This window comes from Allobosea sp. GW822-FHT05A11 (assembly GCF_058800455.1).
The window spans coordinates 294,935-309,089 of sequence record NZ_JBXAMI010000004.1 but is presented as its reverse complement, the minus strand read 5'-3'; the positions used below and the strand labels follow the sequence as shown (position 1 = coordinate 309,089).

Sequence of the window (14,155 nt, the reverse complement as noted above, 5' to 3'; positions counted from 1 at the left end):
TTTCTCCAGTCCAGCGCCGAATTTTGCGCATACTTAAGCCCGGGTGCAACAATTCAAATCAAAACCACTGGAATAAATCGCCCCAACTTGACCCATGGTAATATACCGTTGCTCATCGGAGAGCCGGAGCAAACTATTGCTTAGCGGCGCCATGGCTAAGCGCGCACGAACCTCAACTCGGATCACGATGTTGGCTCGGCCGGACATCCATACTGTCTCGCGACGTTCATCGGATGTCGTTTCCTGGGCCATGCGGATGCCGAGGCCGGCGATCGGATTGGATGAGGCCCAGCGAGACGCGATCGCCCTGCCAAGCCGCGTAGACGCGATCGGCTCCGGCGCAGCGCCAGTCCTGCGCAGCGAAGGCTCGCGCTTGCCAGCCGTCTCGTCTGACGGCAATCTCGGGTTGGTTAAGACATTCGACAGGTGTATGCGGGAGCATCGCCTTGTGCGGCAGTCAGGACATGGGAAGTCCAAAATCATGATCATCGATGGTAGGAATGCCGGTGTCGGCGAGGTGGCTTCGTTCGGGCGCCGGTCGGGGCTTGTCGACCGCCGCTCGTTTCTGGTCGGTTCGGCCGTCAGCCTCGGCGCGCTGGGGCTCGGCGGCTGCGCCGGCGACGGCATGAGCCTCGCCGAAGCGCAGCAGATGTACGGACCCGTACCCGACAAGAAATTCGCGATCCCGGCCGCGGACGTCACCAAGGTCGATCGGAAATACTGGCGCCGCACCGTCCGCTACGAGAGCAAGGAAGAGCCCGGCACCATCATCGTCGATCCGGCCAATTACTACGTCTATCGCATCGAGGGCGACGGAAACGCCACCCGCTACGGCGCCAATGTCGGCCGCGACGGCTTCCGCTGGAACGGCGACGCCTATGTCGGGCGCAAATCCGAATGGGCGACCTGGACGCCCCCGCCGGAAATGATCAAGCGCCAGCCCGAGGCTGCCAAATACGCGCGCGGCATGCCGGGAGGTCTCGACAACCCGCTCGGAGCCCGTACGCTGCATCTCTATCAGAACGGCAAATACACGCTCTACACGATCTATGCCTCGAGCGACGAGGAATCGATTGGCTCCGGCATCACCAGCGGCTGCGTCGGCCTGCTGAGCCAGGACATGATCGATCTCTACGATCAGACGCCGGTGAAGACGAAGGTCGTCGTCCTTCCGGCTTGAGGCCGGAGATCTCAGGCACATTCTGCTGCATTGAAAACCCCGGCCCTCGGCCGGGGTTTTTCATGAGCGGCGGGATCGTCTATCCCTGCGGCATGACCGAACTCGTCATTCGCCCAGCGGAGCAGGCCGACCTGCCCGCGCTTCTCGATCTCTACCGCCACCTCGTTCCGGACGACGCGCGCTGCCCGGATGACGAGGCGGCGGATATTCTGGGTCGGCTACGGAATTTTGAGGGCAGCGCCGTCCTGATCGGCCTCCTCGGCACCGATCTGGTCGCGAGCTGCACCGTGATCGTCATCCCGAACCTGACCCGGGGCGGAACGCCCTATGCGCTGATCGAGAATGTCGTTACCGACGCCGGCCATCGCAACCGCGGGCTGGGAAAGGCGATCCTGAAGGCTGCTCTCGATCGTACCTGGGCCGCCGGATGCTACAAGGCGATGCTGATGACGGGCTCGAAGAAGCCGGCCACGCTGGCCTTCTACGAGGCCGCCGGCTTCGAGCAATCCAAGACAGGCTTTCAGGCCAGGCGGCTTCCCGTGCGTGCCGAACAGGAAGCAATACCGCCAACGAAAAACCCCGGCCTTGCGGGCCGGGGCTCTCAAAAAAGCAACTGAACTCACGTAAGCTCTGGCAGCCTTCCAGCCGCCGGCTGAAATCACGCCTTCGAAGCGGCCGGGACGGCCTTCGAGACGATGCCTTCGAACGGCTTGTAGGCGTCCTTGGCGAGAGCGGTGTAGAGTTCGCCCATCTTGGTCAGCTGGGCAACGGCGCCCTCGAACGAGGTCTTGACGAAATCAGCCTGGATCTCGAGGGCCTTGTCGAAGGTCTTCACGCCAGCGAGCTTCTCGAGCGTGGCGGTGCCGGCCTCGAAGGACTTCTTGGCATAGTCGGTGGTCTCGACGGCGATCGTCTGCACGCCCTTCGAGGTGGCGCCGAAAGCCTTCAGCGCGGCGTCGACGTTGTCCTTGGAAGCCTTCTGGATGGTCTCGAACTGCTGGATCATGGGTCGTCTCCTCGGCACTCTGCGGTGCCGCCTCAGGTGATAGGCCGGATCGGCCCGATATGTCGCCCCAAGGTCGTGTGACCGTGATCACCACCGGGGACTGACTGCATATTGTGCATTGCAGCATGAATGTCAAGAGAACGCTGCAATGCACCAAACGCAGATCGTTCCGTTAGCAACCGTTCAAGTTTTAACGGCTCCGTAACCGCATCCGCCTAACCTCTCCAACTGTGTCCCCTGCGCCACGATGAGCCAGGCGCGGGATCGGCCCATGGTTGCGAGTTCGAGGCGGGTTCATGTTGTCTGGTTGCGTTGGGTTGCGGCGGTCGCGTCTGCGAACCGTTGCGGGTCTGGTCGGTGTCGCCGCCATTGCGGCCACGATCGTGTCCTCTCCTGCGGAGGCGCGCAAGCGCCGTCACGCAGGCGGCGGCTATACCCCTCCTTATGCCGCGATGGTGGTCGACGCGAAGACCGGCCGCACGCTGCATGCGGTCAACGAGGATGCCGCCCGCATTCCGGCCTCGCTGACCAAGGTCATGACGCTCTACATGCTGTTCGAGCAGATGGAGCGCGGCCGCTTCACCATGGATTCCGAGCTCAAGGTCTCGTCGTATGCGGCCTCGCAGCCGCCGACCAAGCTCGGCCTGCGCGCCGGCTCGACCATCGCGGTCGAGGACGCGATCAAGAGCATGATCACGCTTTCCGCCAACGATTCCTCGGTCGTCGTCGCAGAGAACATCGCCGGTTCCGAAGAGGCTTTCGCCGACCAGATGACGCGCAAGGCCCGCTCGCTCGGCATGGGCTCCACCCGCTTCTACAACCCGCACGGCCTGCCCCATTCCCCGCCGAACATCACGACGGCGCGCGACCTCACGATCCTCGCCCGCGCCATCCAGGAGCGCTTCCCGAAATACTACCCGCTCTTCTCGATGCGGGCGTTCCAGTATGGCAGCCGCACCATCCGCGGCCATAACCGTCTGCTCGGCAAGGTCGAGGGCGTCGACGGCATCAAGACCGGCTACACCCGCGCCTCCGGCTTCAACCTGATGACCTCGGCCAGGTCGGAAGGCCGGCATGTCGTCTCGGTCGTACTCGGCGGTCGGTCCGGCGCCTCGCGCGACAAGATCATGACCGATCTCGTGCTTGCCAGCCTGCCCCGCGCCTCGACCAGCGGCCGCGCCTCGGTGATGGTCGCCGAGGCTCCGGCGCCGGAAGAGCGGCCGCGCTCGCTTCCCATCCAGCAGGCCGCCGCCGAGCCGGCGCCGATCCCGGTGCCGCGCCCGCGCCAGCAGGCTGAAGAGCCGCAGGCCCTCCCGGCCGCCGCCCGCGCCTATGCCCCGATGCCGACCACCACGCCGATCGCGCCGCCGCGCCCGATCGCGGTCGCCGGTGGCAGGCCGCTGCAGATCTCCGGCATGCGCCCCGTCGCTGCCACGACGACGCCGTCCGCCATGCGCTGGTCGATCGGCGCCCAGCCAGCCGACGCGAAGGTCCTGCGCCCGCCGGCGAATGTCGACGTCACCTCCTCGATCGCCAAGGTGCCTGAGCCGGTCGCCGAGCCGGTCAAGATCGCCGAAGCCAAGGCCGAGGCCCCGGTTGCCCGCAAGGCTGAAGCGGCCCCCGCCAGGATGCAGGCTCCGGAGCCGGCACCGGTCCTGTCGCACCAGGCCGCCGTCATCGCCTCCGGCAAATGGGTGATCCAGCTCGGCGCCACCGATGACGAGGGCAAGGCCAAGGAAATCCTGGCTCGTGCCAAGGCAAAGGCCTCGGCCTCGCTCGCCAGCGCCTCGCCCTTCACCGAGAAGGTCGAGAAGGGCGGCTCCACCCTGTTCCGGGCACGTTTCGCCGGCTTCGACGACTCGAAGGATGCGCAGAACGCCTGCAACAAGCTGAAGCGCGGCGGCTTCTCCTGCTTCGCCACGCGCAGCTGAACGAGGACCAGGGAAAGGAGTTCACGAGATGTCGCAGACCCACTCCCAGAGCCCGTCCCTATCGCTGCTTCATAAGGACGTCCTTGGCCTGGTTGACGCGAGCGGCAAGGCCGCTGGTGCCACCGGCATCCGGGTGGATGCGCTTCATCAGGGCCCGGTGGGCTTCGCGGACCGCCTCCTCGCCCGCCCCCGCCTGAAGCCCCAGGATATCGTAGGCCTCCTGCTGCGACATCGCGCCCGCGCCCGGCGCGCCGCCCTGCCCCGCGTCTCCATCACGCTGAGCGTCTTCACGCCAGCCGGGCGACCGGCGGTCGAGATATGCCTCTAGCAGCCGCGCTCCGTCCGGATCGCGGGTGAGGCAGTCGCGCATCAGCGCGGCGAGATCGTCCGCGCCCAGGCTGTCGAGCACCCGCCCGGCATAGGGGCCGGCCGTGACGCGGCCACTCATCCCGCCGCTGTCGTGGTCGAGCTCCATCTCCAGCAGGGTGGAGCTGACCTTCGAGGTCGCGCCCGCGGTCGGGCCGGCCCGATCGGCCCAGGGAAAGCGGATGCCGCCCGGCCCGGTCGCGCTCCAGCCGAGCAGCCAGGCGCCGACACCGCCGAGGAAGATCGCCATGTCCATCCGGCCGCGCAGCATCAGGAGCCCGGCCACGCCGAGCGCAACGACACCACCACCGGTCTTCGCCAGCCGCGCCAGCACCTTGGGATTCGATCCGGCAAAGAGCTTCGCCAGCCACCAGACCAGGATCAGCACGGCAACGCCGTAAAGCAGGCTCACCGGTGGCCTCCATCCATGGCAGCGATCAACCCTTTCACGGTCGTATTCGAGCCGGCGAGCCGCAGCATCGCCTCGCGTCCGCCGGCAGCATAGGCCGCCGCACCGCGCAGGAGGTCGAGCAGCGAGCCCGGCGCGTTCACGTCGAAGCGGGCATGGGCGCCGCCGGTCAATCGCGCGATCGTCGCGAAGGCGCCGCTGGCCGCCGGATCATGCCCCTCCTGGAAGACGAAGCCGCGGATCCCGCGCAGGCCGAGCTCTCCCGCAAGCGCCGCCAGCGCATCGACATCCTCCTCCATCGCATCGCCGACATAGACGAAGGCCCGCACCGGCACGGCCTTCGCCTCGTCGCGGACATGGCGCAGCACGCGGGCGATCTGGGTCTGCCCGCCCTCGCAGGCGATACCGCGCATCAGCCCGGTCAAGCGCGCGGGCTCGCCGACCCAGCCCGACGCGCGGCATTCGCCGATGCCCCGGAAATAGACGAGCTGCACCGCGAGCCCGCCGCCAGATTCCGATGTCCTGGAGGTGACCTCGAACATCCGCGCCTGCAGCGAGCAGGCGAGGTCCCAAGTCGGCTGGCGGCTCATCGTGGCGTCGAGCGCGAAGACCAGTCGCCCCGCCTGCCCGCTCGCCAGCGGCGCAAGCTGCTTCGCCGCACCGAGGAAACGGTCGATCTCGCCCGGCTGCGAATGCGTCGCCGGCGCGGTCGCTCCCGCCTTGCCGACCGCACGGTCCTTCCTCTCGCTCATCGACCCCTTCGATCCGTCTGAATCATCCCCTGGCCCTGATATTGGCCATGGCGGCCGCATTTGCTACCCGTGCGCCGAACGGAGGATGCGCGAGTGACTGGAATCACGATCTTCGAGACGGTTGCCGCGATGCGCGAGGCCGTCGCCGGCTGGCACGCTGCCGGCGAAAAGGTTGCGCTGGTGCCGACCATGGGCGCGCTGCACGAGGGCCATATCGCGCTGGTCACGGAAGGCCAGCGCCATGCGAAGCGCGTCATCGTCACGATCTTCGTCAACCCGACGCAATTCGCCCCGCATGAGGACTTCAAGAAATACCCGCGCACCTTCGACGACGATTGCGCCAAGCTCGTCGCGGCCGGTGCCGATGCGGTCTTCTTTCCCGCCGTCGAGGAAATGTACCCGGCCGGCTTCGCGACCCGCGTCCTGCTTCTGGGCCCCGCTGCCGTCGGACTGGAGGACCGCTTCCGCCCGACGCATTTCGAGGGCGTCGCGACGATCTGCTGCAAGCTCTTCACGCAGTCGCGCGCCGACCATGCGATCTTCGGCGAGAAGGACTACCAGCAGCTCAAGGTCGTGACCCGCATGGCCGCTGATCTCGACCTCGGCATCGACGTCATCCCGCTCCCGACGATCCGCGAGGCCGACGGCCTCGCCATGTCCTCGCGCAACCGCTATCTCTCGGAGGAGCACCGGGCATTGGCGCCCCTGCTGCATCAGGTGATGCAGGATCTCGCCGCCCGCCTGCGCAACCGCGACGACCTGCTCAAGGCGGTCACCGAGGCCCAGAACGCGATCATCACCGCCGGCTTCGAGCTCGACTACCTGGAAGCGCGCCATGCCGAGACGCTGGCGCCGATCGCCTCGCTGGCGGATGGGCCGATCCGCCTGATCCTCGCCGCCCGCATCGGCAGCACGCGCCTGCTCGACAATATTCCCGTCTAGCGGCGGCAACGCCACTCTTCGCCGGCTCGCGGAAGCAAGAGAGCCTTCCCGATTTATCTTGATCGTCAAGATAAATCGGGGCAGTATCGGCAAAACCCCTTCAAGTGACCGGCGCAGGACGGAGGCAACGCCCATGGAGGTGCTCATCGGCATGGCGATCCTGGCGGCGGCGATCGGCATCGGCGGCGGGCTTTACGAGTTCGCCGTGCTCGATCCGGCCTGGCCGCACCGCCCGTCTCTGGTGCAGCCCCAGCATGGCGGAGTGTCCCGCAAACGCTTCTGGATAGCGGCGCATGCCGTGTTCGAGCTTCTGCTGATCGCCGCGCTGGTGGCGGCCTGGCAGGCAGCCGGCATTCGGCAATGGCTTCTGATCGCCCTCGCCATCCATGCAGCGATGCGCATCTGGTCGGCGCTGGACTTCATCCCCAAGGCCCTCGCCTTCGAACGCGCGAGGGCTGACGACGTATCGCTCGAAGCGGCGCGGCGCTGGACCAGCCGGAGCCGCCTGCGAATGCCCCTCGATCTCGCGACGCTGGCAGCCTTGCTCATGGCGTTCCGGACAGCGCTCCACGGCACCGGCATCTGACCCGCCATGTCGGATCGCGACAAGGACGCGCTCTTGCGGCAGCTTGGTGAGGCCGTCAGGCGCATGGGCGCGCAGAGCGTGCTCAGCGGCGCCGCCATGGCCAGGCATGTCGGGCTGCACCCGACTGATCTGGAGGTGCTCGACCTCGTCTTCCTGCGCGAAACCGTCACGGCCGGCGAACTCGCTGCCGCCACCGGCCTGACCTCGGGTTCGGTCACGGCGCTCATCGATCGACTGGAACGGCGTGGCTATGTCACCCGTCGCAGGGACGCAGCCGATCGGAGGCGGATGCTGATCAGCGTCGTGCGGGCAGCGACAGCCCCGATCGAGGCCGCCTATGAGCCGCGCAGGATCGCGATGCAGGCGCTTTGGTCGAGCTTCGACGACCAGACGTTACAGGCCGTCACCGACTTCCTGACACGCAGCACGGAACTGCTCGCCCGCTGCACCCGGGACCTCGCCACGCCGGCTCCAGCCGTATCCGATACAACCGAACCGCGCTGATGCGCGGCCTGCCTGCTACAACAATCCCAGCCCCGCCAGCTCGCGCCGCAGCTCTTCCGGCATCTCGCCGAGATCGCCGCCATGCTCGGAGAGATCTCGCGGCGCGTCTTTCGCCTGCAGGTAGCGCCAGCCCTGGAAGGGGCGGAACGGCCGCGGCTCGACCGGCACCACGATCGGCTCCATCACCAGATGGCAGCGGCCGATGCCGTCCGCGTCGGTGAAGGGGCGGATATCCATCAGGCGCTGGCGGGCCGAGATCTGGCCCTTGATCACCCAGTAGAGCGAGCCGCCGCTGAGAATCTCCTCGATCTTCTTCGGCACCATCCGCGTGGTGTGCAATTGCTCGGCCGGCTCGCCGCGGGCACGGCGCTGCGCCTGGCGTTCCGCGATCCATTCCTCAAGATCAACGATCGATTCGGCGCCGACGCAGAGCTTGAGCAGATGAAGGGACATGACCTCAAAATAGGCCTGCGCCGGCCGCCAGGCCAGTCTCTGCTACGCTTCTCCACAGCCCGGCTCAGGCCCGATGGGCCAGCACGTTGACGAGCCGCCCGAACGGGTCGCGCAGGAAGAAGCGCCGGACACCCCAGGGCTCGTCGACCGGACCATATGTGATCGCATGACCGGCGGCACGCGCTCGATCGAGCACCGCATCGAGATCGTCGACCTCGATCGAGAGATCGGGCACCGGCGCGCCCGAGCCGCCCTCGGAGGCGAAGCTCAGTTGCGGCGCGCCCGATACGACTTCAGCCGCATAAGTCTGAATCCAGCCATGATCCATGGCGAGCGTGAGGCCGAAGAGATCGCCATAGAACGCTTGCGCCAACCCTGGCTCCGCGGTTGCGATGTTCGCGACGATTCGCTTCACGATCATTCCGACCTCCCGAACCAGACACGGACGCTTCCCATGCGCGGACTAGCAGGCAAGGCCATCCTCGTCACCGGCTCCTCCACCGGCATCGGCTTCGCGATGGCCGAGCGTCTCGTCACTGAGGGCGCCAGGGTGTTGATCCACGGCCGCGACGCCGCCGAAGTCGATGCCGCCGTCGCCAAGCTCGGCACGGTCTCCGCCGGTGTGACCGGCGATCTCGCGGAGCCCGCGACCGCGCAAGCCATCGTCGATGCAACGATCGCAGCCTTCGGCCGCATCGACGGGCTCGTCAACAATGCCGGCATCTACCCGCGCGGCATCCTGACCGAGACCACAGCGGCCTTCTTCGACCATATGTTCGCGATCAACACCCGCGCGCCCCTGCTTTGCGCCGAGGCTGCCATCCGCGCCTTCCGCGCCCAGAAATCGCCCGGTGCGATCGTCACCGTCGGCTCGATCAACGCCTATTGCGGCCTCTCCAACCTCACGGTCTATTCGATGTCGAAGGGCGCGCTGATGACGATGACGCGCAACCTCGCCAATACGCTCGGCCCCGAACGCATCCGCGCCAACCAGCTCAATGTCGGCTGGACCTGGACCGCCAACGAGGACGCGACCCAGCAGCGCGAGGGTCGCAAGCCCGGCTGGCAGAACCACCTGCCGCTGCGCGACGCCCCGACCGGCCGGATCATGCAGCCGGAGGAGATCGCCGCCCATACCGCCTTCTGGCTCTCCGAGGACAGCGCGCCAGTCTCCGGCCAGATCTACGAGGCCGAGCAGTTCCCGGTCATCGGGCGCGGATGAGCGACATCTCCGTGAAGGTTTTCGACCCCTGGCTGATCCGCTGGGGTCTCGTTCCGGACGGCGAGCCGATCAGGACCCATGCCAGCCACCTGCTGCCCGTCCTGCAAGGCAGCGCGCCTGCCATGCTGAAGCTGCCCGAGGTCGAGGACGAGCGGCGCGGCTACCTGCCGCTGGAATACTGGAACGGCGACGGCGCCGCCCGCCTGCTCGCCCGCAGCGAGAACGGCGAGGCCATGCTGATCGAGCGTGCCACCGGAAAGCGCTCGCTGGCAGCCATGGCCCGCAGCGGCGCCACGGGAGACGCCGACGCCACCGTCATCCTCTGCGACGCCATTGCGGCTCTTCAGAAACCGCGCGGCCCGGCGCCAGCCGGACTGATCGCGCTCGACACCTGGTTCAGGGACCTGTTTCCGGCGGCGGCGAAGCACGGCGGCCTGCTCGCTCGCGCTGCGGCGGAGGCGAGCATGCTCCTGCCCGCCCAGCAGGAGATCCTGCCGCTCCATGCCGACCTGCATCACGACAATGTCCTCGATTTCGAGGCTCGCGGCTGGCTCGCCATCGATCCGAAAGCGGTGATCGGCGACCGCGCCTTCGAATATACGATCCTGTTCTGCGACCCAGATCTCGCCGATCCCGAGCCGCCGGTTGCCGTCGCGGCGGGTGCCTTCGAGCGTCGGCTGGAGATCGTGCTGGCGAAGTCGGGGCTGGAGCGTCAGCGCCTGCTGCGCTGGATCATCGCCTGGTGCGGGTTGTCGGCAAGCTGGTTCCTCGAGGACGAGGACCCGCTGGCGGAGATCAATCACGCCGTCGCGGAGCGGGCGATCGTGGCTTTGGATGCACGCCAGTGAAACGCCGTTGCGGCGTCATTCTCGGGCGAAGCGGAGCGTAGACCCGAGAATCTCTAGACGAGAAGGCACTGGTTTCCGAGATGCTCGGGTCAAGCCCGAGCACGACGGCCCTACCTGAATCAAAACCTCAGCAATCGCCAGCAAGCGATTCCGCTAACTCGTCTATTCCCCCAGCACGACCACCTTCGCGCCCTCGGCCACCTGCGCGCCGGGCTCGCCCACGACCTCGCTGACAATGCCGTCGCGCGGGGCGGTCAGCACATGCTCCATCTTCATCGCCTCGACGATGGCGAGGCGCTGGCCTTTGGTCACGGCCTCGCCCGGTGCGACGAAGAGCGCGACGAGCTTGCCGTGCATCGGCGCCTTGACCACGCCGCCAGAGCCCGCTGCCGCGTCAAGATCGACACTGAACGGATCGAACAGCGACACGGCTGTCTGCCGGCCGCGATGCAGCGCGAACCAGGTGCCGCCCTCGCCTTCGGCCAGCGCGATCTCGTGCTCGCCTTCGCCGATCTCGTGACCGGGCAGGCTGACGCGCGCATCGTCGCCATGCCATTCGATCCGCGCTTCGATGCGCTCGCCATCGACCGTCAGCGGCAGGCCGAGCGGCTGGCGTGGCATCAGCGAGAAGGCGTCCGGGTCGAGCCAGGGCGAGCGGGATTCGCCCTCGACCCGGCCGGCTGCCGCGATCATGCCGGCCGCCTGCCGCTCCTCCTCAAGCTGCAGGGCCGCCGCCGCGACCGCAGCGGCATCGAGCGGCTGCGGCTCGGCGCCGAGCGCGCTGATATTGCGGTCGATGAAGCCGGTATCGAACGGCCCCTCGCGGAAGCCTTCCGCTTCGGTCAGCTTCTTCAGGAAGGCGAGATTGGTGCGCGGGCCGGCCACCACCGTCTCGCCCAAAGCCGCGCCCAGCCGGTCGAGCGCCTCGTCCCTCGTAGACCCGTGGGCGATGACCTTGGCGATCATCGGGTCGTAGAACGGCGTCACGGTATCGCCGGCCTCGACGCCGGTATCGATTCGGATGCCCTCGCCCTCCGGGAATTGCAGCGCGCAGAGCTTGCCGGTCGAAGGCAGGAAGCCTTTCTCGGGGTCCTCGGCATAAAGCCGCGCCTCGACCGCATGGCCCTTGGCCGTCACATCGGCCTGTGTGAAGCCGAGCGGCTCGCCCGCCGCGACCTTCAACTGCAACTCGACGAGATCGAGCCCGGTGATCGCCTCCGTCACCGGATGCTCGACCTGGAGACGCGTGTTCATCTCCATGAACCAGAATCCGTCGGCCTTCAGCCCGTCGCGCCCGTCGGCAATGAATTCGACCGTGCCGGCCCCGACATAGCCGACGGCCCTGGCGGCCTCCGTCGCGGCCTTGCCCATGGCGGCGCGGACCTCGGCGCTCATGCCCGGCGCCGGCGCCTCCTCGATCACCTTCTGGTGGCGTCGCTGCAGCGAACAGTCGCGCTCGTAGAGATGGACGACGTTGCCATGGCTGTCGCCGAACACCTGGATTTCGACATGGCGCGGCGAAAGCACGTATTTCTCGACCAGCACGCGCGCATCGCCGAAGGCGTTCTTGCCCTCACGCTGGGCGCTGGTCAGCGCATCGTCGAAATCCTCGGGCCGGTCGACCTTCTTCATGCCCTTGCCGCCGCCGCCGGCGACCGCCTTGATCAGCACGGGGTAGCCGATGCGCCGCGCTTCCGAGCGGAGGAAATCGGCGCCCTGCTCGGCGCCGTGATAGCCCGGCACCACCGGCACATCGGCTTTCTCGACCAGCGCCTTGGCGGCGTCCTTCAGGCCCATGGCCCGGATGGCCGAGGCGGGTGGGCCGACGAAGACGATGCCCGCTGCGGCGCAGGCATCGGCGAATTCCGCATTCTCGGAGAGGAAGCCATAGCCCGGATGGATGCAGGCAGCGCCCGCCTCCTTCGCCACGGCGAGAATCTTGTTGGCGTCGAGATAGCTCTCACGGGCGGGGGCCGGGCCGATATGGTAGGCCTCGTCCGCCATCTCGACGAACAGCGCCTCGGCATCGGCGTCCGAATAGACGGCGATGGTGCGCAGGCCCAGCCGCCTCGCCGTGCGGATCACGCGGCAGGCGATCTCGCCGCGATTGGCGATCAGGATGGAGGGCAGCTTGGCGGTGATCGTCATGGCGGCGGCATCCTCAGGAGACGTGCCGCCTTTATAGCCCGCCCGTGGCGTCTGTCTGCGCCTTGTTGCGCAAACCGGTTTGGGACGCTTCCGTTTCCGCGCTCCGCCGCAGCGAGCGCCAGATCGCCCATGTCGCCTGGAAGCAGATGCCGGCGACGACGAGATCGAACAGATATTCCGGCCAGCGCATCGGAGCGACGCGGGCGGCGAGGCCGACCAGCGCGAAGCCGGTCGTCGAGATCGTGTCGTTGCGGCTCGACAGCCAGGTCGCCTTGATGACCGGGTTCTGCTCGCGCCGGAAGCGCCAGAGCGCCGCGACCACGAGGAAGGCGATGACGATGGCGCTCGCGGCGGCGAAGCCGAGCGTCCAGACCTCGATCGGCCGCGGCCGGGCGATCTTGTCCCAGAGATCGTAGAGCGTGTGCAGCCCGGCGACCGCCATGACCGCCCCGATCGCGACGGCCGCGAGCCGCTCGATCCGCGCATCGCGGCCGAAGACGATCGCCGCAATACCGTAGAGCGCGACGTCATAGACCCAGTCGACGCCATCCTTGAAGAGCTGGACATTGCCGATGGCGAGCGCCCAGGCGACGGTGGCCATCGCCTGGATCAGGATGCCGAGCGCAATGGCCCAGATCGTCAGCGTATAGGCGCGGGCGACGGCGGGACTCGATGTCGAGCCTTCTCCGCCCCCGTCATGGTCGGGCTTGTCTCGACCATCCACGTCTTGCGCCGCTGCGGCCACCCTCACCCCTGTCATCCCGGACAAGCCGCGTCAGCGGCGCCGATCCGGGATCCATGCTGAGCCGTTCCGGAATGGATCCCGGGTTTACGCTGCGCTCCGCCCGGGATGACGGCAAGGGGAAGGCGAACGGGAGGAGTGCTCCTCACCCGCGCCCGACGAGCGGAGCCTTGGTCGCCATCACCGTGACGAAGAGCACGTTCGCTTCGAGAGGCAGGCCGGCCATGTGCAGCACGGTCGTCGCGACATGGTCGACATCCATCACCGGCTCGACCTTCACCGAGCCGTCCGCCTGCGGCACGCCGGTCGTCATCTTCTTCGCCATCTCGGTCAGCGCATTGCCGATATCGACCTGCCCGACCGCGATGTCGTATTTGCGCCCGTCGAGCGCGGCCGTCTTGGTCAGGCCCGAGATCGCATGCTTCGTCGCGGTATAGGCGACGGAGTTCGGCCGCGGCGCATGGGCCGAGATCGAGCCGTTATTGATGATGCGCCCGCCGCGCGGTTCCTGGTCCTTCATCGCCCTGAAGGCGGCCTGGGTGCAGAGGAAGGGTCCGGTCAGGTTGGTGTCGACGACCTTCTGCCAGTCCTCAAGCGAAAGGTCCTCCAGCAGCACGCCGCCCGGCGCATTGACGCCGGCATTGTTGAAGAGAACGTCGACGCGGCCGAACGCGGCCTTGGTCCTGGCGAACAGGTTCTCGACCGAGGCCTTGTCGGTGACATCGGTCGGCACCGCGAGCGCGCGGCCCTTGTCGGCGCCGGAGAGCGCGATCGTCTCCTCCAGCGCCTCGGCGCGGCGGCCGGCCAGCACGGTGCGGTAGCCGTCCTTCAGGAAGGCGATGGCGACCGAGCGCCCCACGCCCGAGCCGGCGCCGGTGATGATCGCGACCTTGTTATGCCCAGACATGCGTTTCCCCGTGTTTCCCTAGGCCTAAATCGTTTGAGATGGCATCCGACCATAACGGGCGAAACCGCCCAGGGGAACCATGAGGCGGCCGTCGTTTCATGCGCTTGCCGCCCGCCGGCCCTGCCTTATCGGTGTAGTCGGGAGGGCGACGCGAAGACC

Annotated in this window: 16 protein-coding genes; 8 read left to right on the top strand and 8 right to left on the bottom strand. The window is 67.4% G+C overall.

All coding sequences use genetic code 11. From position 1 onward, the window contains the following. The first annotated feature begins 481 nt into the window (after positions 1-481). On the top strand, positions 482-1,180 hold the full coding sequence (locus AC1RLU_RS15400; RefSeq protein ID WP_061967457.1) for a L,D-transpeptidase: 699 nt from the start codon (positions 482-484) through the stop codon (positions 1,178-1,180). 62 nt (positions 1,181-1,242) lie between these two features. Beyond that, on the top strand, positions 1,243-1,797 hold the full coding sequence (locus AC1RLU_RS15395) for a GNAT family N-acetyltransferase (protein WP_492796539.1): 555 nt from the start codon (positions 1,243-1,245) through the stop codon (positions 1,795-1,797). Between the two features lie 41 nt (positions 1,798-1,838). Here AC1RLU_RS15395 and AC1RLU_RS15390 read toward each other — a convergent pair whose 3' ends face one another. Next, a complete protein-coding gene (locus tag AC1RLU_RS15390; protein ID WP_061967455.1) occupies positions 1,839-2,186 on the bottom strand; it encodes a phasin family protein in 348 nt (115 codons plus the stop codon). Positions 2,187-2,482: 296 nt separating this feature from the next. Here AC1RLU_RS15390 and AC1RLU_RS15385 point away from each other — a divergent pair, with 296 nt between their 5' ends. Continuing rightward, the gene (locus tag AC1RLU_RS15385; protein ID WP_091861181.1) at positions 2,483-4,117 is read left to right on the top strand and encodes a D-alanyl-D-alanine carboxypeptidase; all 1,635 of its coding nucleotides are present in this window, start codon (positions 2,483-2,485) and stop codon (positions 4,115-4,117) included. Between the two features lie 58 nt (positions 4,118-4,175). Here the strand turns inward: AC1RLU_RS15385 and AC1RLU_RS15380 are convergent, their stop codons facing one another. After that, on the bottom strand, positions 4,176-4,895 hold the full coding sequence (locus AC1RLU_RS15380; RefSeq protein WP_492796537.1) for a J domain-containing protein: 720 nt from the start codon (positions 4,893-4,895) through the stop codon (positions 4,176-4,178). After that, positions 4,892-5,644, bottom strand: a complete 753-nt coding sequence (locus tag AC1RLU_RS15375) for a VWA domain-containing protein (RefSeq protein WP_492796535.1) — start codon at positions 5,642-5,644, stop codon at positions 4,892-4,894. Before AC1RLU_RS15375 ends, AC1RLU_RS15380 begins: the two co-directional genes overlap by 4 nt. A 93-nt stretch (positions 5,645-5,737) precedes the next feature. Between AC1RLU_RS15375 and panC the strand changes: the two genes are divergently transcribed. The 3 genes from panC to AC1RLU_RS15360 all read left to right on the top strand — a co-directional run bounded on the left by panC (position 5,738) and on the right by AC1RLU_RS15360 (position 7,676). Then, positions 5,738-6,586: a pantoate--beta-alanine ligase gene (gene panC / locus AC1RLU_RS15370; protein WP_492796533.1), complete on the top strand. Its 849-nt coding sequence runs from the start codon at positions 5,738-5,740 to the stop codon at positions 6,584-6,586. Between the two features lie 133 nt (positions 6,587-6,719). After that, the gene (locus AC1RLU_RS15365) at positions 6,720-7,172 is read left to right on the top strand and encodes a hypothetical protein (RefSeq protein WP_492796532.1); all 453 of its coding nucleotides are present in this window, start codon (positions 6,720-6,722) and stop codon (positions 7,170-7,172) included. Positions 7,173-7,178: 6 nt separating this feature from the next. Then, entirely contained in the window at positions 7,179-7,676 is a 498-nt protein-coding gene (locus tag AC1RLU_RS15360; RefSeq protein ID WP_492796530.1) for a MarR family winged helix-turn-helix transcriptional regulator, read from the top strand. Positions 7,677-7,691: 15 nt separating this feature from the next. Here the strand turns inward: AC1RLU_RS15360 and AC1RLU_RS15355 are convergent, their stop codons facing one another. Together AC1RLU_RS15355 and AC1RLU_RS15350 are read right to left on the bottom strand one after the other, a co-directional pair. Then, entirely contained in the window at positions 7,692-8,129 is a 438-nt protein-coding gene (locus tag AC1RLU_RS15355) for a DUF1489 family protein (protein WP_061967442.1), read from the bottom strand. Positions 8,130-8,193: 64 nt separating this feature from the next. Continuing rightward, a complete protein-coding gene (locus AC1RLU_RS15350; protein ID WP_091861193.1) occupies positions 8,194-8,550 on the bottom strand; it encodes a VOC family protein in 357 nt (118 codons plus the stop codon). A 33-nt stretch (positions 8,551-8,583) separates the two neighbouring features. On the opposite strand from AC1RLU_RS15350, the gene AC1RLU_RS15345 reads away from it, so the two are divergent. Then, positions 8,584-9,351, top strand: a complete 768-nt coding sequence (locus AC1RLU_RS15345) for an SDR family oxidoreductase (RefSeq protein WP_492796528.1) — start codon at positions 8,584-8,586, stop codon at positions 9,349-9,351. Continuing rightward, positions 9,348-10,199, top strand: a complete 852-nt coding sequence (locus AC1RLU_RS15340) for an aminoglycoside phosphotransferase family protein (RefSeq protein ID WP_492796527.1) — start codon at positions 9,348-9,350, stop codon at positions 10,197-10,199. The genes AC1RLU_RS15345 and AC1RLU_RS15340 overlap by 4 nt, the downstream gene beginning before the upstream one ends. A 162-nt stretch (positions 10,200-10,361) precedes the next feature. Here the strand turns inward: AC1RLU_RS15340 and AC1RLU_RS15335 are convergent, their stop codons facing one another. The 3 genes from AC1RLU_RS15335 to AC1RLU_RS15325 form a co-directional block, all read right to left on the bottom strand. Next, complete coding sequence (locus tag AC1RLU_RS15335; RefSeq protein ID WP_492796526.1) at positions 10,362-12,347, bottom strand: acetyl/propionyl/methylcrotonyl-CoA carboxylase subunit alpha; 1,986 nt, start codon at positions 12,345-12,347, stop codon at positions 10,362-10,364. A gap of 31 nt (positions 12,348-12,378) precedes the next feature. Beyond that, entirely contained in the window at positions 12,379-13,071 is a 693-nt protein-coding gene (locus tag AC1RLU_RS15330) for a cation efflux transmembrane domain-containing protein (RefSeq protein ID WP_492796525.1), read from the bottom strand. 163 nt (positions 13,072-13,234) lie between these two features. Beyond that, complete coding sequence (locus tag AC1RLU_RS15325) at positions 13,235-13,996, bottom strand: SDR family oxidoreductase (RefSeq protein WP_492796524.1); 762 nt, start codon at positions 13,994-13,996, stop codon at positions 13,235-13,237. Positions 13,997-14,155 lie beyond the last annotated feature (159 nt).

Bases quoted from the DNA above. Each gene is read 5' to 3' on its own strand.
- AC1RLU_RS15350 (WP_091861193.1), bottom strand. From the start codon at position 8,550: ATGATCGTGAAGCGAATCGTCGCGAACATCGCAACCGCGGAGCCAGGG.
- AC1RLU_RS15325 (WP_492796524.1), bottom strand. From the start codon at position 13,996: ATGTCTGGGCATAACAAGGTCGCGATCATCACCGGCGCCGGCTCGGGC.
- AC1RLU_RS15385 (WP_091861181.1), top strand. From the start codon at position 2,483: ATGTTGTCTGGTTGCGTTGGGTTGCGGCGGTCGCGTCTGCGAACCGTT.
- AC1RLU_RS15335 (WP_492796526.1), bottom strand. From the start codon at position 12,347: ATGACGATCACCGCCAAGCTGCCCTCCATCCTGATCGCCAATCGCGGC.
- AC1RLU_RS15345 (WP_492796528.1), top strand. From the start codon at position 8,584: ATGCGCGGACTAGCAGGCAAGGCCATCCTCGTCACCGGCTCCTCCACC.
- AC1RLU_RS15395 (WP_492796539.1), top strand. From the start codon at position 1,243: ATGAGCGGCGGGATCGTCTATCCCTGCGGCATGACCGAACTCGTCATT.
- AC1RLU_RS15355 (WP_061967442.1), bottom strand. From the start codon at position 8,129: ATGTCCCTTCATCTGCTCAAGCTCTGCGTCGGCGCCGAATCGATCGTT.
- AC1RLU_RS15375 (WP_492796535.1), bottom strand. From the start codon at position 5,644: ATGAGCGAGAGGAAGGACCGTGCGGTCGGCAAGGCGGGAGCGACCGCG.
- AC1RLU_RS15340 (WP_492796527.1), top strand. From the start codon at position 9,348: ATGAGCGACATCTCCGTGAAGGTTTTCGACCCCTGGCTGATCCGCTGG.
- AC1RLU_RS15390 (WP_061967455.1), bottom strand. From the start codon at position 2,186: ATGATCCAGCAGTTCGAGACCATCCAGAAGGCTTCCAAGGACAACGTC.
- AC1RLU_RS15365 (WP_492796532.1), top strand. From the start codon at position 6,720: ATGGAGGTGCTCATCGGCATGGCGATCCTGGCGGCGGCGATCGGCATC.
- AC1RLU_RS15400 (WP_061967457.1), top strand. From the start codon at position 482: ATGATCATCGATGGTAGGAATGCCGGTGTCGGCGAGGTGGCTTCGTTC.
- AC1RLU_RS15360 (WP_492796530.1), top strand. From the start codon at position 7,179: ATGTCGGATCGCGACAAGGACGCGCTCTTGCGGCAGCTTGGTGAGGCC.